Below are 16,532 nucleotides of genomic sequence, written 5' to 3' on the forward strand. Positions count from 1 at the left end.
AGCGCCGATCAACCGCTGGTAAACCGTTGCCACTCCTCCCCCGTCAATTGCGCGATCAAGGTATTCGCCGCACTGGCCCGTGACACTTGAACGCTGCTCGCCCGCAGCAGGTAATCACCTTCGGCCATCTCCCCGCTTTCCACCTGCGCCAGCGCCTGTTCAAGTTCGCGATCGTATTGGCCCAGACGCGCCTCGAAACGCGCGCGGTAGTTGCGTTCCAGAAACTGCACCCAATACTCCTCCTGCGCCAGCAACGCGGGCCAGTCGTGCTGCGCATGCGCCGCCATCACCCGTTGACGCATCGTGGCAAACGCGCCCAAATCCGGTATCTGCAGCGCTCGGTCCAGTCGCTCGTGGAACCCAAGGGGCAGATCCAGGCTCGCCGACAACGCAATGCGACAGGCAAGCATACGGCTGCTCGCCAAGCGCCAGGTCTGCTCGGGATCGGCACGCAGCACAATCGCCTCAATGGCCTTGAGCCGATGCCACGCGCGAAAGCAGTTCAACACCGGCGCGGCCTGCGCGCCTGGCGCACGCGCAAGCAATTGGATGGGCAGGAACTTGAGCTCCAGGTCATTCAAGGACAGCAGCCAGCCATCGGCGCCTCGATGGTGCTCGAACCGATGCTGAAACAACGTCAAGGCCAACAACTCGTTCTCGTTGGCGCTCTCGATCAACTGCCACACGCGGCGTGTCAGGTCCTCTCGCAGCGCCCGATATCCTGGCGTCGTGAGCAATGGATAATCCGCAATGTTGTTCAACAGCGCGAAGAAATGCTCGGACATCGGGCGTTGCTGCAACTGCTCCCACAGCGTCTGATGACGAGGAACCTCACTGACAGACAACACCGCCAGCCAGCGGTCTGGCCGTGCGCGCGCTGACGCTAGGTCACCATTCAAGCCAAAGTAAATATCCGATTGCCCTGGCTGATCACGGTAACGTCGCAGCAACTGGAGCGAGCCCTGAGACAGGGGGTTGCCGTGCAAATTCATGCCGCGATGGACATTCGCAAACAGGTACAGGTCATGACTGGTCAATACCGATATTCGGTTGTCGCGAAGATCGAACACCTCAAGCGCTCTCAGGGTGACGGCCCCGCGAGGCAGGTGCTCCAACTGGGTGTTACGCAGGTTGAGCACGCGCAAGTTCACCAACGGATACAGGTTCAAATGCTGCCCCAGCCGCAACGGGTTGTTTGATAAGTCCAGTTTTACCAGGCTGGTCAACTCAGACAGCAATGTCACATCACCGAGCCGTGGTTTGATCCGGTTGCTGGAGAGGTTCAGCAGCGATAAATAGCGCAACTGGGCCAACCCCAAGGGCAAGTGCTCCAAATAATTGTGATCAAGCAGGATCCAGCGAACTTGCGGAAAACACCGCAGAAAACCGCTCGGCACGGTCGTCAGCTGGTTACTTTTAAGGCTCATCACTTTGACGTGGCCAAAGTACGCCCCCAGCTGCGGCAGGTCGTTCAACGCCAGGTCATCAAGATTCAACTCGTAGGGTACGCCGCGGCTGGAGTCCTCTTTACGCCAACAGCGCCGAATACGCTCGGCGGCTTCATGGCGCGCCGCCTGCTCGGTGATCACTCCTCGTGCACGCCAGCGCTCGAGCGCGTTATCCATGACCTCCCGTTCCTTGAACAAAAAGCCAATCGCCTGGTCCCGCTCGCGTACCGAATCGCTGAGGTTCTCCAGTAATTCGAGCGCTTGCCGATCGGTCTTCGCCGGAAACAATTGGCGCAACCGGGCCAGCTGTTCACGGTCTACCGGTCCCAGTTCGTCACCGCCGCTCAAGGGATAGCCGATCCGCCCGTCAGCCAGGCGACGCGGCGGGTTGTACCAGGGGTGCCGACTTATTTCGAGCAGCGTGTCTGCAAACGCCCCATGACGGGTCAAACGGTGGCCAATCTGCGCGGTAAGCTCTTCGATGGCGCCTGGGTGAGCGTACCCGAACGCCTCACGTTCGGCGGGCGTAAGCAGGTCTAACAGCACAGCAAGGAAAGCACCGGGGTTGCCCGTCGGTTGCCGGCCATCCTTGCCGCCGGGGATATACGCCTGGTACTGCGCGGCAATGGGCTCCAGCACTCGGACTTGCGTGGTGTCGACGGGGCCGATGCTGTCAATCAGACGCCCTCTTTCCCACACCTCGACACGTAAATCACCCGGCCAGCCCTGAATGTCCGGCAAGGTGTGCAGGATCAACCTGGCGCTGTCCTCATTCATCGCTGCCGACAGATACACCCCCTCTATCGCCCGGTTTTTGCGCAGGTACCGCAACCACCAACGCACGGTGCGCATCATGCTCAACGGCACGCGCCCCGCCTCCAGACTTTGGCGTTCCATCGCGGTAGCCGCGCGTACCATGTCGTCGACGATAGCCGCGGTCAAAGCGGGAAAATCGCGCTGTATCACCTGCCCCGACGGCTCGGACGACAGCGCGCTTTTGTGCGTCAGCGTTTTGAAAAAAAGGCGTTCCATTTGCGCCTGATCGAGTTCGACCTTGCTTTCAAGCACCGTCACCTGATCGGCACGCCCCACCCCGGCACGCCCCACCAGCGCGTCCGCCTTGTCGGGGCCGACCTCCCCCAGCAGTTCATCGAAAAAGTCCCGCCCAACGTCCACCCCGGCTTTGACCCGTTGATGAGCATTGAAGCGTTCGAGGGTGTCCAGCAGCATTATGGGTGGACGCTCATTGCGTACATGCACGCGGCGCAGCATGGCTGCCGTCACACCGCTGATCTGCTGAATCTGTTCGATGGCATCCGGTGAAAAGCCACGCACCCTGGGCCCCAGGCGGTAAAACGGCTGCTGCCCGTCCCAGGTCAGCGGGTTTTCCCATTCATGCCGCCAGGCGCCAACGCCGTTATGAGTCAACAGCGGTGCATAGGCATCGATCAGCGACGGGTGCCGGATACGCCAGGGTTGCAGCGGCCCGGCCTGATCTACCTTGAAACTCATGCCCTCGATAAACACGTAGCGGTCGGTTTGCGAAGGGTAAAGACCCAGGGCGTCGGGCTCGGAAAGATCGAGCGGCGCGGTACTGGCGTAGGCAGCAATCTCGCGTCGCCCCAGAAAAAACGCACCCTGCGGTGCACGATTGCGCAGCAGGGTGCGGGCAACCCGATGCCGCAGCTCGCTGATCGCCTGGCTGGCGTTCTGCCCAAGCCGGAGCAGATTGCGTTCGGTCAGTTGGCTCACCACAGCCTCATAAAAACTGTCGACACCGGCCAACACCGCTCCGGTACGCGAGGTACGGTGGTCAAACACTGAAAACCGCCCGCGGCGCTGATCGATCACGACGATCGTTCGGTCCCATGGGCCTTTAGAAACATACGGCACTGCCTGGTCCGCGGCGCACACCACCAAGCCCTGGCCCGTCAGGTCGCACACCAAGTCAGGGGCAAGTTGCGCCACCCAGCGTTGGGTTTGCCGGTCGAAGCGACGCGGATGAAAGAGCCCATCGATAAGGGTCTCTCGGCGGGCCACCTGGCGGGCGGCACGCAGGGCGTTATACAGCGCCTCGGGTTGCAGTTGCGAAAACAGCAGTTGCGTCTGTTGATGCTCGGACAGCGGGTGTTCGCGCAGTACATCCAGCAGCCGTGCCCGACTCAGGCCGGGGTGCAGCGCCCGCAATTGGGTGATCACCGCCGGCACCGCCGGGTCATCACCCACGCTGTCCGGCAACAATCGACGCACCGAGGCAGCGGCCCCCTCAGCCTGGGCTCGGGTGGCGTCGGCAAACTGCGTCAGCGCATCGAACAAGTCGACTTTCACGGCCTGGGCCAACGCCGCCAGTTGTTGGCGAAGCGCAGGCCCATCCGCCGCGAAAATATCCGGCAACAGGGCCTTGATCGCCTGAGGCAAATGGACGCTCAGTCGACGCGGTTCGGCATAGGCGAATTGATAGTTTTCCAGCACGCTGACGCTCACCGTCTGCGTCGACGGTTGCCCTCCATCCTTGCTGTAGCGGCGTATTTCCAGGCCTTGGGCGTTCCTGATACTCAACGACGTATCCACCGGCCAGCGTTCCAACTGGGTAAGCAACGGCGCCATCACGTCAACGGCACCGACCGGCACCGGCGCCGTCACATCGGCACCGCCCGCCACCCACTCGATCAAGGTGTCGGCCCTGAACCGCTGCACCGCCTCGACCAGTGAAGCTGACGGCGGCGCACCGTCCCAAACCCGGTTCAACACCTCCCGCGAGGTGCTGCTGGTCTCAAGCAGCGCTTCCAGTTGCCGGGCCGGCGCTTCCTGACTGCCCAGCATGCGCTCAAGCAGTTGCGGGCTTGTCAAAGACTGCGGCGCAGCCACAGCGCCAGGCATTTGCGCCAATCGACGATGCAACCGCTGATGGCGACGCTGCACGCTCAGGGCCAGACGCGTATGCAACCGGCCACTGATCAGTAAATCAGCCAGGTCGGTGAAGCCCTGGAGCAATTCTCCGGACTCACCTTGCAGCGCCTGGTAAGCCCCCTCGCGAAACGATTGCTCCAATGCCACGAACATTGCGAACGCACGCACCCGCCCCAAGCCTTTCAACGCACCGGGAACCGGGATCAACAACAGGTTGAGAATTTCATTGATCAGGGTCTGGAACAGTTCGATCACGGTCGGCATAAAGCCCGGCGTTTCATTGGCCAGCTCCTGCAGGTTGGCCCGGCAGCGCTCGATATAGAAATCGTTGAGGCTCACGACCGGCACCTTGTGCACCTCGTCACGCACGTAGCCGATGCTCTTGATGCCGTCGATCCTCGGGATCGATTGCGCGAGGGAGTGAATCAATTTGGCGAACCCCTGCAGGTTGCGGGGCGGCGGGGTGGATCGGGCGATTTTTTTCAGACGGGCGCAGTCACGCAACGCCATCATTTGGTACAGCCAATCGACCTCTCCCAAGCGGTAGAAGGCCTGGAAGTGCACATGAAATTCCTCGCAGGCCTTGCGATGGCTGTCGTGGTGACGCATCGCTCCGCCAGGCCTGTTCGGGAAAAAGCTGAAGGCCCCCGGGCAGCCATCGACGGCAAACACGATGTGGGGAATGTTCAGGCTGTCCCCTGGGGGAGCGCCCACGTATTGCCCGGTCAAGCCAATGTTCTGAGGCACCCAGCTGTAGCTGTCGATGCCGTACGGGATGAACAACCGCATCTCCTCCACCCGGCCCCAAGGCACCTCCCCTGCCAGCGCCCGTCTGACACACTGGTATTTTTGCCTGTCGATACGGCAGACCCCGCCGCTTCTATGCGCGTCTATCAGGGCAAACTCAAATTCCGCCCGCGCCAGCGCGATCATCAGCGTGCCCAGCACGCCGCCAGGCTGCAGCGCCTGACCGACCTGGGCTTTGAGCTGACCACCGATATCGAGCCGGCGCACCAGCGCGATGAAATCCCCGGCGCTGGCGTTAATGCCAGGGTCCAGGTAACTGGCGTCGGCCAGGCCGGTGCGTCCGGGGTAACTCCAACCGGTGAGGCCGTCGTAGTTCATACACGCGGCGTCCCACAGCGTGATACTGGCGACTTTCACCACCTCGTTATCCTGGGCGGCACGGCGCACCCGGTCCGAGCGCTGCAGGTAACGGGTGTGTATCCGCGCGGCGGTGGGATCGACCTCCTCGCCAGTCAGGGTTTTCAGCTCGCTGCGAAGTAATGCCAACGCCTGGTGCTGGAAGAGTTCAGTCAGTTGGCCAATGGCTTTCTCCTGGGCGCTCTGCGCATCGATCCAGGCTTTCTGCAGGCGCACGTACTCGAGCTTTTCCTGGTCGTCGAGCCTTTCGAGAAAACGCCCAAGTTTGGCGCGCTGCACGTCCAGGGTTTGCAGGACAGACCACTCGGCAGCGGCCATCACGGGCTCGCGACGCTGGGCCATGAACACCGACAGCGGGTCATCCGAGACGGCGGGGGTAAGCGGTTCGACCATTTCTCTATTCCTGAAAAAAGGTCAGCCTATCCCGCCGCATTCCAGCACACCGGTAGCTATGTAGCGCGCTGCATCACGTGTGGTTTTTCTCGAAAACCGCGCGGCCCATCGCCGCGATCTGCCCGTCGATCAGTGCTTCGAACGGTGCGAGCAACGCCTCGAACGAACGCGGTGCTTCCAACACCTGCAACGCCTGCGCAATGGCCTCCACCGTCGACAACGCGCCCGGCCCCGGCGCCTTGCGCAGGCGGTAACGGGAGACGCTACCCGCGGCCAGGGTGACCCTCGGCAACGCCGCCAACAGCGGATTGAGATGCAGCAGCTTGCGCGCCTTGCGCCAGGTGCCATCGGGCACCACCAATAACAGTGGTTGATCGCTGGACGCGTAGGTGCAAAGCGGTTGGGCGTCATCGGCCGGGAACAACAGCCGCGCCTGATAGCCCGGCGGGTTCAATAACGTGGCCAGGTCATCGAACACTTCGCCCACCAGCAACTGCGCATTGTTGAGCCCCAACGCCGCCAACCGCGCGGTATTGAGCGCATGGTTGACCTCGCTCGGATGCTGCAACAGCAACACGCGGGTGCGGCTGTCGAGGCTGGGGATCAGCGCGCAAAGGCAATGGGTGATGGGCCTGAGACAACGGCAGCATTGGGGTCTGGACATGGTTTCAGGCCTGATTGAGCTGGGCTTTGAGTAAGTCGCGGAAGGTCTGGATCAGCGGTTCGCGGCTGCGCCCACGGCGCATGATCATCGAGAACGGCGCCTGGTAGCCGAAGGTCGCCGGCAGCAGCACGCGCAGGTCGCCCTTGTCGGCCCAGGCCTGGGCGTAGTGCTCGGGGAGGTAGCCGATATAGGCGCCGGACAACACCAGGATCAGTTGCGCCTCCATACTTTCCACCGTGGCCGCGCTGTGCTTGAACCCGTGGCGCGCCAATTCCGCCTGGCTCCAGTAACCGCGCCCGACCATGCGCTGCTGGGTGATCACCTGTTCGGGAATGCGCCGCTCGTTGAACAACGGATGCCGCGTGCTGCAATACAACCAGTGCTGCTCTCGGTACAGGGGCATGTAGATCAGCCCGCTCATGCGGTTGGAAAACGCGCCGATGGCCAGGTCCAGACGATTGTCCTGCACGCCCAGCTGCAATTCGTAGGGGCTCATCACCGACAGATGCAGGTGCACCGCCGGGTGTTCCAGGCTGTAGGCGCCGATCACCTCGGCGAACGGCAGCGCCTTGTCGCTGACCGTCGAATCGAGCACGCCGAGCTTGAGGGTGCCGCGCAGCTCGCCTTTGAGCGCGGCGGCGTATTGCTCGAAGCCTTCGAGCTCGCCCAGCAGGCGCAAGGTTTCCTGGTGGAACAACTCGCCCTTGCTGGTCAGGCTGAAGCCGCCGCGACCGCGATGGCACAACACCAGGCCCAGCGCCGCTTCGAGCTGGCTCATATAGGTGCTGATCGCCGATGTGGACAGGTTGAGTTCGTGCTGGGCATTGGCGAACCCCTGGTGGCGCACGACGCTGACGAAGATGCGCAGGAGTTTCAGGTCGGGCAAGGCATTGGCCATGGTCGGCTCCGGGGTTGATCGGGGGAGTCTACCCGCCCGTAATAGTTTAGAAAAATCTGAACTAAGTATTTGCCCCAGCCGATTCTTCGCTCTCTGCGCTTTTCGCAGAATCGAGCCCTGATAAACACAACAACGATGAGGCACTCCCGTGGACAAGATTTTCCACCAACCACTGGGCGGCAACGAAATGCCGCGCTTTGCCGGCATCGCCACCATGATGCGTCTTCCCCACCTGCAAACGGCCAAAGGCCTGGACGCCGCGTTTATCGGCGTACCCCTGGACATCGGTACTTCGCTGCGCGCCGGCACCCGCTTCGGGCCCCGGGAAATTCGCGCCGAATCGGTGATGATCCGCCCGTACAACATGGCCACCGGCGCCGCGCCATTCGACTCGCTGTCGGTAGCCGACATCGGTGACGTGGCGATCAACACCTTCAACCTGCTCGACGCCGTGCGCATCATCGAAGAGGCCTACGACGAGGTCCTCGAGCACAATGTGATCCCCATGACTCTGGGCGGCGACCACACCATCACCTTGCCGATCCTGCGGGCGATCCATAAGAAACACGGCAAGGTCGGGCTGGTACACATTGATGCCCACGCCGACGTCAACGACCACATGTTCGGCGAGAAAATCGCCCACGGCACCACCTTCCGCCGCGCCGTCGAAGAGGGTCTGCTTGATTGTGATCGCGTGGTGCAGATCGGGCTGCGCGCCCAGGGCTACACCGCCGAAGACTTCAACTGGAGCCGCAAACAGGGTTTTCGCGTGGTCCAGGCCGAAGAATGCTGGCATCACTCCCTCGCCCCGCTGATGGCCGAAGTACGCGAAAAGGTCGGCGGCGGCCCGGTGTACCTGAGCTTTGATATCGACGGCATCGACCCAGCCTGGGCACCCGGCACCGGCACCCCGGAAATCGGCGGGCTGACCACCATCCAGGCGATCGAGATCATCCGTGGCTGCCAGGGCCTCGACCTGATTGGTTGCGATCTGGTAGAAGTTTCGCCGCCTTACGACACCACCGGCAACACCTCGCTGCTCGGCGCCAACCTGCTGTACGAGATGCTTTGCGTACTGCCCGGCGTGGCGCATCGCTGATGAGCACGCAGGAGGTGGTGCAGGCCGCCGCCGATCTGGTAGCGGCCTTCGCCCGCAATGACCGCGCGGCCTACTTCGGCGCGTTCACGGCCGATGCCAGCTTTGTGTTTTACACCCTCCCCCAGCCGCTGCTCAGCCGCGATGCCTACCAGGCGTTGTGGGACAGCTGGCGCCGGGACGAGGGCTTCGAGGTGCTGTCGTGCACCTCAAGCAACGCCTTTGTCAGCGTACAGGGTGACGCGGCGATTTTTGTGCATGACGTGGCCACCGAGCTGCGCATGAACGGGGAGCAATTCTTTAGCCAGGAACGCGAGACCATTGTCTTCACACGGCAAGGGGCTGGCACACAACAAAAACAAGGCCTGTGGCTGGCCTGTCACGAACATTTGTCCGCTATGCCGGAAGGGCTGCCGCCCCCTTAGCCAATGTGATCGGAGCTGATCATGAATAATAAAAACAACTCAAACAGTATTCGCAAAATAGAAACCAACGGGGTCGAACAGATCCCGGATCACGAACGCACCGCCAGCCCCAAGGATCTGTTTCGGCTGGTCTTCGGCGGTGCCAACACATTTGCCACCGCAGTGCTGGGCTCGTTCCCGGTGCTGTTCGGCTTGTCGTTCCAGGCGGGTGTCTGGGCGATTGTGCTGGGCGTGCTGGTGGGCGCGCTGATCCTGGCGCCCATGGGCCTGTTCGGACCGATCAACGGCACTAACAACGCCGTGTCTTCCGGTGCGCACTTTGGGGTGCATGGGCGGATCGTCGGTTCGTTTCTGTCGCTGCTGACGGCGATTGCCTTCTTCTCACTGTCGGTGTGGAGTTCGGGTGATGCACTGGTCGGCGGTGCGAAACGTCTGATTGGCCTGCCGGAAACCGACCTGACCCTGGGCCTGGCCTACGCGGTGTTTGCCCTGCTTGTGCTTACGGTGTGCATCTACGGCTTTCGCTTCATGCTGTGGGTCAACCGCATTGCGGTGTGGGCCGCGAGCCTGCTGTTTCTGCTGGGGATCTTTGCGTTCGCGCCGGCCTTTGACAGCCACTTCGCCGGCAGTGTCGCCATCGGCCAACCCGGCTTTTGGGCGGCGTTTATCGGAGCGGCGCTGGTCGCCATGAGCAACCCGATTTCCTTCGGTGCGTTCCTCGGTGACTGGTCGCGCTACATCCCGCGCGAGACGCCGAAAATGCGCATCATGCTGGCCGTGATCGCAGCGCAGATCGCCACTCTGATCCCGTTCCTGTTCGGCCTGGCCACTGCGACCATCGTGGCGATCAAGGCACCGGACTACATCGCGGCCAACAACTATGTGGGCGGCCTCTTGGCCGTGGCACCGACCTGGTTCTTCCTGCCGGTGTGCCTGATCGCGGTAATCGGCGGCATGTCCACCGGCACCACCGCGCTGTATGGCACGGGGCTGGACATGTCCAGCGTGTTTCCGCGCCTGCTGTCACGGGTCAAGGCCACGCTGCTGATTGGGGTGATGTCGATTGCCTTCATCTTTATCGGACGTTTCGCCGCCAACCTGGTGCAGAGCGTGTCGACCTTCGCCGTGCTGATCATTACCTGCACCACACCGTGGATGGTGATGATGATCATCGGCCTGATCGTGCGTCGCGGCTTCTATTGCCCGGATGACCTGCAGGTGTTCACCCGTGGCGAAACCGGCGGGCGCTACTGGTTCAGCCATGGCTGGAACTGGCGCGGGCTGGGGGCGTGGATTCCGAGTGCGCTGGTGGGCCTGTGCTTCGTCAACCTGCCGGGGCAGTTCGTCGGGCCGCTGGGCAACCTGGCCGACGGCATCGATATCAGCCTGCCGGTAACGCTGGGGTTGGCGTCGGTGGTGTACCTGACCTTGCTGCGCTTGTTTCCGGAACCGGCCTCTGTCTATGGGCCGACTGACCCTCGCAGCCAGTGCAAGGACTCGCTCGCCAAACCGGCGATGCCACACGCCGCCTGACCTGATAAAAAAGACAATCGGAGACACGCCGTCATGGCTTTGGATTTATTCGTCGTACTCATCTACGCCGCCGGCATGCTCGTGCTCGGCTATTACGGCATGCGCCGCGCCAAGACCCACGAAGACTATCTGGTGGCCGGCCGCAACCTGGGCCCGTCGCTGTACATGGGCACCATGGCCGCCACGGTGCTGGGCGGCGCGTCCACCGTCGGCACCGTGCGCCTGGGCTATGTGCACGGTATCTCGGGCTTCTGGCTGTGTGCCGCGCTGGGTGCCGGGATCATCGCGCTGAACCTGTTCCTGGCCAAGCCGCTGCTCAAGCTGAAGATTTTCACCGTCACCCAGGTGCTGGAAAAACGCTACAACCCCATGGCCCGACAGGCCAGCGCGGTGATTATGCTGGCCTACGCGCTGATGATCGGCGTGACCTCAATCCTGGCCATCGGCACCGTGCTGCAAGTGCTGTTCGGTCTGCCGTTCTGGGTCTCGGTGTTGCTCGGTGGTGGTGTGGTGGTGGTCTACTCGACCATCGGCGGCATGTGGTCGCTGACGCTGACCGACATCGTGCAGTTCGTGATAAAGACCGTCGGTCTGATGTTTATCCTGCTGCCGATCTGCCTGTACCGCGTCGGCGGCTGGGATGAACTGGTGGCCAAGCTGCCGGCATCGAGCTTCAACTTTACGGCAATCGGCTGGGACACGATCATCACCTACTTCATGATCTACTTTTTCGGCATCCTGATCGGCCAGGACATCTGGCAGCGGGTGTTCACCGCCCGCGACGAAAAAGTCGCCAAGTACGCAGGCTCCTTCGCCGGCTTCTACTGCATCCTCTACGGCCTGGCCTGTGCCCTGATCGGCATGGCGGCACATGTACTGATTCCGGACCTGGATAACGTCAACAACGCGTTTGCCGCCATCGTCAAACTGTCGCTGCCCGATGGCATTCGTGGCCTGGTGATCGCGGCCGCACTGGCGGCGATGATGTCCACCGCCAGCGCCGGTTTGCTGGCGGCCTCCACCGTACTCACCGAAGACCTGCTGCCGCGTTTGCGCGGCGGTAAACAGTCGAGCCTGAGCGTCAACCGGCTGTTTACCCTGCTGACCGGCTGCGCCGTGCTGGGTATCGCGCTGGTGGTGAACGATGTGATCAGCGCCCTGACGTTGGCCTACAACCTGCTGGTGGGCGGCATGCTGATCCCGCTGATCGGGGCGATTTTCTGGAAGCGTGCGACCACGTCGGGAGCGATCACCTCCATGACGTTGGGCTTTGTGACGGCACTGGTGTTCATGTTCAAGGACGGCTTGGACGCGAACACGCCGATCTACTACAGCCTGGCGGTGGGGTTGGTGAGCTTTGTGCTGGTGAGTGTGCTGTCGCGCAGGCCGGAGGCGGCGGCGACTCGGGTGGCGTGAGGCACAGGAGGATCCCAGGGGATGGGATATCAGAGGGGTGCGCTCAACGGCGCGTACGCGCCGAGGTATCACGCACTCCCTTGACGCGCAGACGCGCAAGGCTGCAATCGCAGAAGCGCGTCAGGCGTTACCTTACCTGCGGCGGGGACGGCGCTGCTCATCATCCGTGCGAATCGGCACAGGTTGCAGCGGTGGCTCGATCAGGCCCAGCGCTACGCCGAGGTCGTGGAGCCAGTTTTGGATTTTCTCTTTCATGGTTTGCCCCCTTTGAGGGTAATGCTGGTAGGCGCAAGTTCTGTCGCCTTTTCCTACACTGATAGTAGCCCTAAGTCCTACGTATTGCTTGAACGAAACCACAACGAACTATTACAGAATCCATCCAAATGCTGACGGATCGATCAGGCGATGGCCCGTGTGTCTTCGAACAGCGCAGCCTTGCCGTCTTGCTGCAGTTCTATCCACGCGTTGAGGTTAGCGCCGAGCATACCCTTTCGCCACATCAGCCAGGTGGTCGCAGTGGCAAATTGCCCTGTCAGCGGATGAACGGACACGCTGCCCCTGCCTGGCAGGCTGTCGAGCATGGATTGGGACATCATCGCCACGCCGGACCCGGCGATCACACAAGCGAGCATGCCTTGGTACGATTCAATCTCAATCGCCCGACCCATGGCCACTCGCTCGTTGGAAAACCAGCTTTCCAGGCGTGCGCGATAGGCGCAACTGCGTCGGAAAGTGAATACCGAGCGTCCGATCACATCCTGAGGACCGCGCACCGGTGGATGATCGGCTTCGCAGATCAGCACCAGCTTTTCCTCGCATAACTGCACGCCGTCCAGCGTCGCAATGCTCGGTGGACCGTCGACGAATGCTGCATCCAGACGCCCGGTGATCAACCCTTCCAGCAGCTCACCGCTGGGGGCCGATTGCACCTGCAAGTTCACCATCGGGTAGGCCTTGTGATAACGCGCCAGCAGCTTGGGCAAATGCACCGCGCCGGTGCTGTACATGCTGCCCAGCACGAAGTCGCCGGCCGGCTGCCCACCCTGAACCGCACCATGGGCTTCGTCGTGCAGCGCCAGCAGGCGCGTGCTGTAGTCCAGCAACACTTTGCCGGCGGGAGACAGCTGCAAGCGCTGGCGCTCGCGCACGAACAGGTCGACACCGAGTTGTTCTTCCATCTGTTTGAGCCGGGTCGACAGGTTGGACGGCACGCGATGCAGGCGCTCAGCAGCACGGGTGATGGAGCCCTCTTCCGCCACGGCCTGGAAAATGCGCAATTGACTGAACTCCATAGCTTTCTCCAAAACTGAACAAGTTACTCACTATTATTCATTTTTACAGAAAGTCAATGCGCCTTAGGCTGAAGGTCACTCTTTCCCCTGACAGGACACTTGACCATGTCACCCCTGATTAGCCTGGTTGCCAGCGCCGTCGCCCTGATGATGGCCATGGGCATTGGCCGTTTCGCCCTCACGCCGCAACTGCCACACCTGCTCAGTGAAGGCCAGATCGACCTGACCGGCGCCGGGCTGATCGCTGCCGCCAATTACCTGGGGTATCTGGTGGGCGCGGTGGATTCGATTTTCGCCCGCTCCCATCACCACGTGCGCGCACGCTTGTACGGCGGGTTATGGCTGTGCGTGCTGCTGACGCTCGCCTCGTATTGGGCGCACGGCTTCTGGCCGCACCTGCTGCTGCGCTTTGGCACCGGCGTTGCCAGCGCCTGGGCGTTGGTGATGATCACCAGTTTGAGCCAACCACTGGCGCTGGCCGCCGGTCGCCCGCGGCTGGGCGCCCTGGTATTTGCCGGACCAGGGCTGGGGATTCTGTTGACCGGGCTGCTGGCGCTGGGCGCTAACCGACTGGGAAAAGACTCCGCCACCCTGTGGCTGGTGTACGCCGGGGTGGCGCTGCTGATGCTGCTGGCCATCCTGCCCTTTCTGCCAAAACCGATCGCCTCGGTCGCGCATACCGCCTCTACAGAGAACAACGGCAGCATCGTGCACTTGTGCTGGATCTATGTGCTGTTCGGACTGGGCTACATCATTCCGGCGACCTTTCTGTCACAGATGGCCAGCGCGCAGTTCAACGGTGCCTGGCAGGCCGACCTGTTCTGGCCATGCTTTGGCCTGGCGGCGGCGATTGGCGTAGGCGTGGCGAGCCTGCGCCGCAAGGACCCGAACACCACACGCCGCTGGCTGATGACGACGCTATGGCTGCAAGCGGCCGGCGTGTTCGCCTGCCTGCTGGGCAATGGCTGGGGGCTGGCACTGGGGGTGTTGTTATGCGGTGGGCCGTTCCTGGCCTGCATGCAGTTGGTGATGGCACGTTTGCGCGAAGTGGCGCCACACGGCTACCAGCGCGGCACCGGGCTGCTGACCGCCAGCTTTGCCATCGGCCAATTGAGTGGGCCATTGCTGGCCTCCGTAAGCAGCCATCTAAGCGGCGGCCTGCAACCGGCGCTGGTAATCGCCGGTGCATGCCTGTTACTGGCGGGCGGCGTGCTGGTCAGCCGGCCACCAGCGGTGTCGGCGCGCGCACCTGCTCACGCCGTGCCAGCACCAGGAAAAACAGCCCTCCCAGGAAGCACCCGGTGAACCAGGCAAAGTTGGCCATGCCCTGCAACGCCGGAGTGAAGGTGATCGCTACACCCACCAGCGTTGCGGGTACCAGCGCTTTGACCGCCGTCCAGTTCACGCCGCCGTCGAAGTAATAACGTCCGCTCGGGCTGTCATCGAACAGCGCATCCACTTCGATCTTCTGTTTTTTGATCAGGTAGAAATCCACCAGCAGAATCCCGAACAGCGGCCCGATAAAGGCGGCGAGGATATCCAGGGTGTAGTGGATCATCAGCGGGTTATTGAACAGATTCCATGGGGTGATAAAGATCGAAGCCACGGCGGCAATCATCCCCCCGGCGCGCCAGCTGATTTTGCTGGGCGCCACGTTGGCGAAGTCAAACGCCGGTGAAACGAAGTTGGCGACGATGTTGATGCCAATGGTGGCCGTCACAAAAGCGAAGGCGCCCAGCAGTACGGCCATGCTGTTGTCGATTCGCGATACGGTGGCGATCGGGTCATGGAGCATTTCGCCAAACACCGGCAAGGTGCCCGAGACGATCACCACGGTGACCAGGGAAAACGCCAGAAAATTCACCGGCAGCCCCCAGAAGTTACCGCGACGTACATCCTGCATGCTGCGGCAATAGCGGCTGAAATCACCGAAGTTCAGCGTTGGCCCGGAGAAGTACGACACCACCAGCGCCGTGGCCACGATCACCTGGCCAAACGCTTGCCAGCCAGACAAGGATTTTTCCGACAGGGTAAAGCTGATATTCGCCCAGCCGGCTTTCCACACGATCCACCCGGCCAGGGCAAACATCACCGCATACACCACCGGCCCCGCCCAATCGATAAAGCGACGGATGGATTCCATCCCGGCCCAGAACACGGCGGCTTGCAACACCCACAGGCTAAGGAAACCAAACCACCCCAGGTAGGAAAGGCCGGCGAAATGCGGTTCTGCATACACCGCCATCTGCGGGAAGAAACGCAGCACCACGATGATCAACGCGCTGGAGGCCAGGTAGGTCTGAATGCCGTACCAGGCCACCGCGATCAGCCCGCGAATGACGGCGGGGATATTCGCACCAAATACACCAAACGCCAGCCGGCAAATCACCGGATACGGCACTGCGGCTTGCTGACTGGGCTTGGCCACCAGGTTGGCGATCAACTGCACGATGCAGATACCGGCGAGCAAGGCGATCAATACCTGCCAACTGGCCAGGCCCAAGGCGAACAGACTGGCGGCGAACACGTAGCCGCCGACGCTGTGCACGTCGCTCATCCAGAACGCAAAGATGTTGTACCAGGTCCACTTTTGCGGCAGTGGGCCCAAGTCCTTGTTGTACAGGCGTGGGCTGTAGCCTTTGGGCAATTGCTCGGTCATCGCTTGGCTCCTCGAAATACCGGCCTGCGCTGCCGTGGCGGGTGCATACGGCAGGCGGCATGGTTTGTATACGAGAGAGTCAGCAGAATACGTGCCAATGGCACACAATCCCCTTGCAACTGCGGCCCAAAGGGGGGTTTTGATGATTTAGCTGCTGGGCTGGTGCTCAGCAACGGTGCACAACAATCCTGTACACAATCAGCGGTGCACCCGTTGTGCACACAGGTAGCCGGCCGTACAGCAAGCGGCAGTCAGGAACGTACCCCAGGCCATGTCCATCAGCGCCAACTGAGCGGACCAGCCTTGCAGCGTGGCCCAGTTGCTCAAGTCATAGGTGCCGTAGGCCACCAGGCCCAGCAAGGCCCCCAAACGCGCCGCGCGCTGCCAACTGGCGCTGGGCAATACGACGAACATCACGCATCCGAGGACATACAAGAGATAGAACAGCGTTGCCGGCAACAGACGGGGCTGATCAAGCATCAGCGGTCCCAGCAGGGATTTGTAGGTCGGCCCCATAAGGACCCCGAGCCAGAGGCCGTCCAGAACCAGGAAGGCGAGCAAAGTGCCGAGGTAGGCAAACAGCGTTTTCTTGGTCATTAAGGCAGCCTCAGTAGACGCCAATGGGCGTCTACAG

General features: G+C 61.9%; 12 protein-coding genes. 5 read left to right on the top strand and 7 right to left on the bottom strand.

The genetic code is table 11. The features are described from left to right. Positions 1–8: 8 nt before the first annotated feature. The 3 genes from KZX66_RS07555 to KZX66_RS07565 form a co-directional block, all read right to left on the bottom strand. On the bottom strand, positions 9–5,915 hold the full coding sequence (locus KZX66_RS07555) for an NEL-type E3 ubiquitin ligase domain-containing protein (protein WP_248078008.1): 5,907 nt from the start codon (positions 5,913–5,915) through the stop codon (positions 9–11). Positions 5,916–5,988: 73 nt separating this feature from the next. Then, positions 5,989–6,579 carry a DTW domain-containing protein gene (locus KZX66_RS07560; RefSeq protein WP_248078010.1) on the bottom strand — a complete coding sequence of 197 codons (591 nt, stop codon included), beginning with the start codon at positions 6,577–6,579 and terminating at the stop codon, positions 5,989–5,991. A 4-nt stretch (positions 6,580–6,583) separates the two neighbouring features. Beyond that, positions 6,584–7,477, bottom strand: a complete 894-nt coding sequence (locus KZX66_RS07565; protein WP_028617381.1) for a LysR family transcriptional regulator — start codon at positions 7,475–7,477, stop codon at positions 6,584–6,586. A gap of 148 nt (positions 7,478–7,625) precedes the next feature. Between KZX66_RS07565 and speB the strand changes: the two genes are divergently transcribed. From speB to KZX66_RS07585, 4 genes are read left to right on the top strand one after another with little or no spacing between them, the layout of a single operon-like run. Beyond that, positions 7,626–8,576 (top strand): agmatinase, encoded by a 951-nt coding sequence (gene speB / locus KZX66_RS07570; RefSeq protein WP_248078012.1) that lies wholly within the window; start codon positions 7,626–7,628, stop codon positions 8,574–8,576. Continuing rightward, entirely contained in the window at positions 8,576–8,998 is a 423-nt protein-coding gene (locus tag KZX66_RS07575) for a nuclear transport factor 2 family protein (RefSeq protein ID WP_248078014.1), read from the top strand. The genes speB and KZX66_RS07575 overlap by 1 nt, the downstream gene beginning before the upstream one ends. Before the next feature lie 21 nt (positions 8,999–9,019). After that, positions 9,020–10,531 (top strand): cytosine permease, encoded by a 1,512-nt coding sequence (locus KZX66_RS07580; RefSeq protein ID WP_248078016.1) that lies wholly within the window; start codon positions 9,020–9,022, stop codon positions 10,529–10,531. A 33-nt stretch (positions 10,532–10,564) separates the two neighbouring features. Then, positions 10,565–11,947 (top strand): sodium:solute symporter, encoded by a 1,383-nt coding sequence (locus KZX66_RS07585; protein WP_248078018.1) that lies wholly within the window; start codon positions 10,565–10,567, stop codon positions 11,945–11,947. Positions 11,948–12,079: 132 nt separating this feature from the next. Here KZX66_RS07585 and KZX66_RS26370 read toward each other — a convergent pair whose 3' ends face one another. Both KZX66_RS26370 and KZX66_RS07590 read right to left on the bottom strand, forming a co-directional pair. Further along, positions 12,080–12,202, bottom strand: a complete 123-nt coding sequence (locus KZX66_RS26370) for a PA1414 family protein (protein WP_003193089.1) — start codon at positions 12,200–12,202, stop codon at positions 12,080–12,082. A gap of 143 nt (positions 12,203–12,345) precedes the next feature. Further along, entirely contained in the window at positions 12,346–13,239 is an 894-nt protein-coding gene (locus KZX66_RS07590; protein WP_248078020.1) for a LysR family transcriptional regulator, read from the bottom strand. A gap of 105 nt (positions 13,240–13,344) precedes the next feature. On the opposite strand from KZX66_RS07590, the gene KZX66_RS07595 reads away from it, so the two are divergent. Next, positions 13,345–14,544 (top strand): YbfB/YjiJ family MFS transporter, encoded by a 1,200-nt coding sequence (locus KZX66_RS07595; RefSeq protein WP_248078022.1) that lies wholly within the window; start codon positions 13,345–13,347, stop codon positions 14,542–14,544. On the opposite strand, the gene KZX66_RS07600 is transcribed toward KZX66_RS07595, so the two are convergent. Further along, positions 14,456–15,898 (bottom strand): NCS1 family nucleobase:cation symporter-1, encoded by a 1,443-nt coding sequence (locus tag KZX66_RS07600; protein ID WP_248078024.1) that lies wholly within the window; start codon positions 15,896–15,898, stop codon positions 14,456–14,458. The two genes, KZX66_RS07595 and KZX66_RS07600, sit on opposite strands and share 89 nt — an antisense overlap. A 198-nt stretch (positions 15,899–16,096) precedes the next feature. Continuing rightward, positions 16,097–16,495, bottom strand: coding sequence for a DUF2177 family protein (locus tag KZX66_RS07605; protein WP_248078026.1), 399 nt, complete (start codon positions 16,493–16,495; stop codon positions 16,097–16,099). Positions 16,496–16,532 lie beyond the last annotated feature (37 nt).

The organism is Pseudomonas sp. EYE_354, assembly GCF_023148575.1.
Lineage (GTDB): Bacteria > Pseudomonadota > Gammaproteobacteria > Pseudomonadales > Pseudomonadaceae > Aquipseudomonas.

Excerpts from the sequence above, each read along its gene's own strand:
- KZX66_RS07605 (WP_248078026.1), bottom strand. The coding sequence starts at position 16,495 with ATGACCAAGAAAACGCTGTTTGCCTACCTCGGCACTTTGCTCGCCTTC.
- KZX66_RS26370 (WP_003193089.1), bottom strand. The coding sequence starts at position 12,202 with ATGAAAGAGAAAATCCAAAACTGGCTCCACGACCTCGGCGTAGCGCTG.
- KZX66_RS07580 (WP_248078016.1), top strand. The coding sequence starts at position 9,020 with ATGAATAATAAAAACAACTCAAACAGTATTCGCAAAATAGAAACCAAC.
- KZX66_RS07595 (WP_248078022.1), top strand. The coding sequence starts at position 13,345 with ATGTCACCCCTGATTAGCCTGGTTGCCAGCGCCGTCGCCCTGATGATG.
- KZX66_RS07555 (WP_248078008.1), bottom strand. The coding sequence starts at position 5,915 with ATGGTCGAACCGCTTACCCCCGCCGTCTCGGATGACCCGCTGTCGGTG.
- KZX66_RS07600 (WP_248078024.1), bottom strand. The coding sequence starts at position 15,898 with ATGACCGAGCAATTGCCCAAAGGCTACAGCCCACGCCTGTACAACAAG.
- KZX66_RS07575 (WP_248078014.1), top strand. The coding sequence starts at position 8,576 with ATGAGCACGCAGGAGGTGGTGCAGGCCGCCGCCGATCTGGTAGCGGCC.
- KZX66_RS07585 (WP_248078018.1), top strand. The coding sequence starts at position 10,565 with ATGGCTTTGGATTTATTCGTCGTACTCATCTACGCCGCCGGCATGCTC.
- KZX66_RS07560 (WP_248078010.1), bottom strand. The coding sequence starts at position 6,579 with ATGTCCAGACCCCAATGCTGCCGTTGTCTCAGGCCCATCACCCATTGC.
- KZX66_RS07565 (WP_028617381.1), bottom strand. The coding sequence starts at position 7,477 with ATGGCCAATGCCTTGCCCGACCTGAAACTCCTGCGCATCTTCGTCAGC.
- KZX66_RS07590 (WP_248078020.1), bottom strand. The coding sequence starts at position 13,239 with ATGGAGTTCAGTCAATTGCGCATTTTCCAGGCCGTGGCGGAAGAGGGC.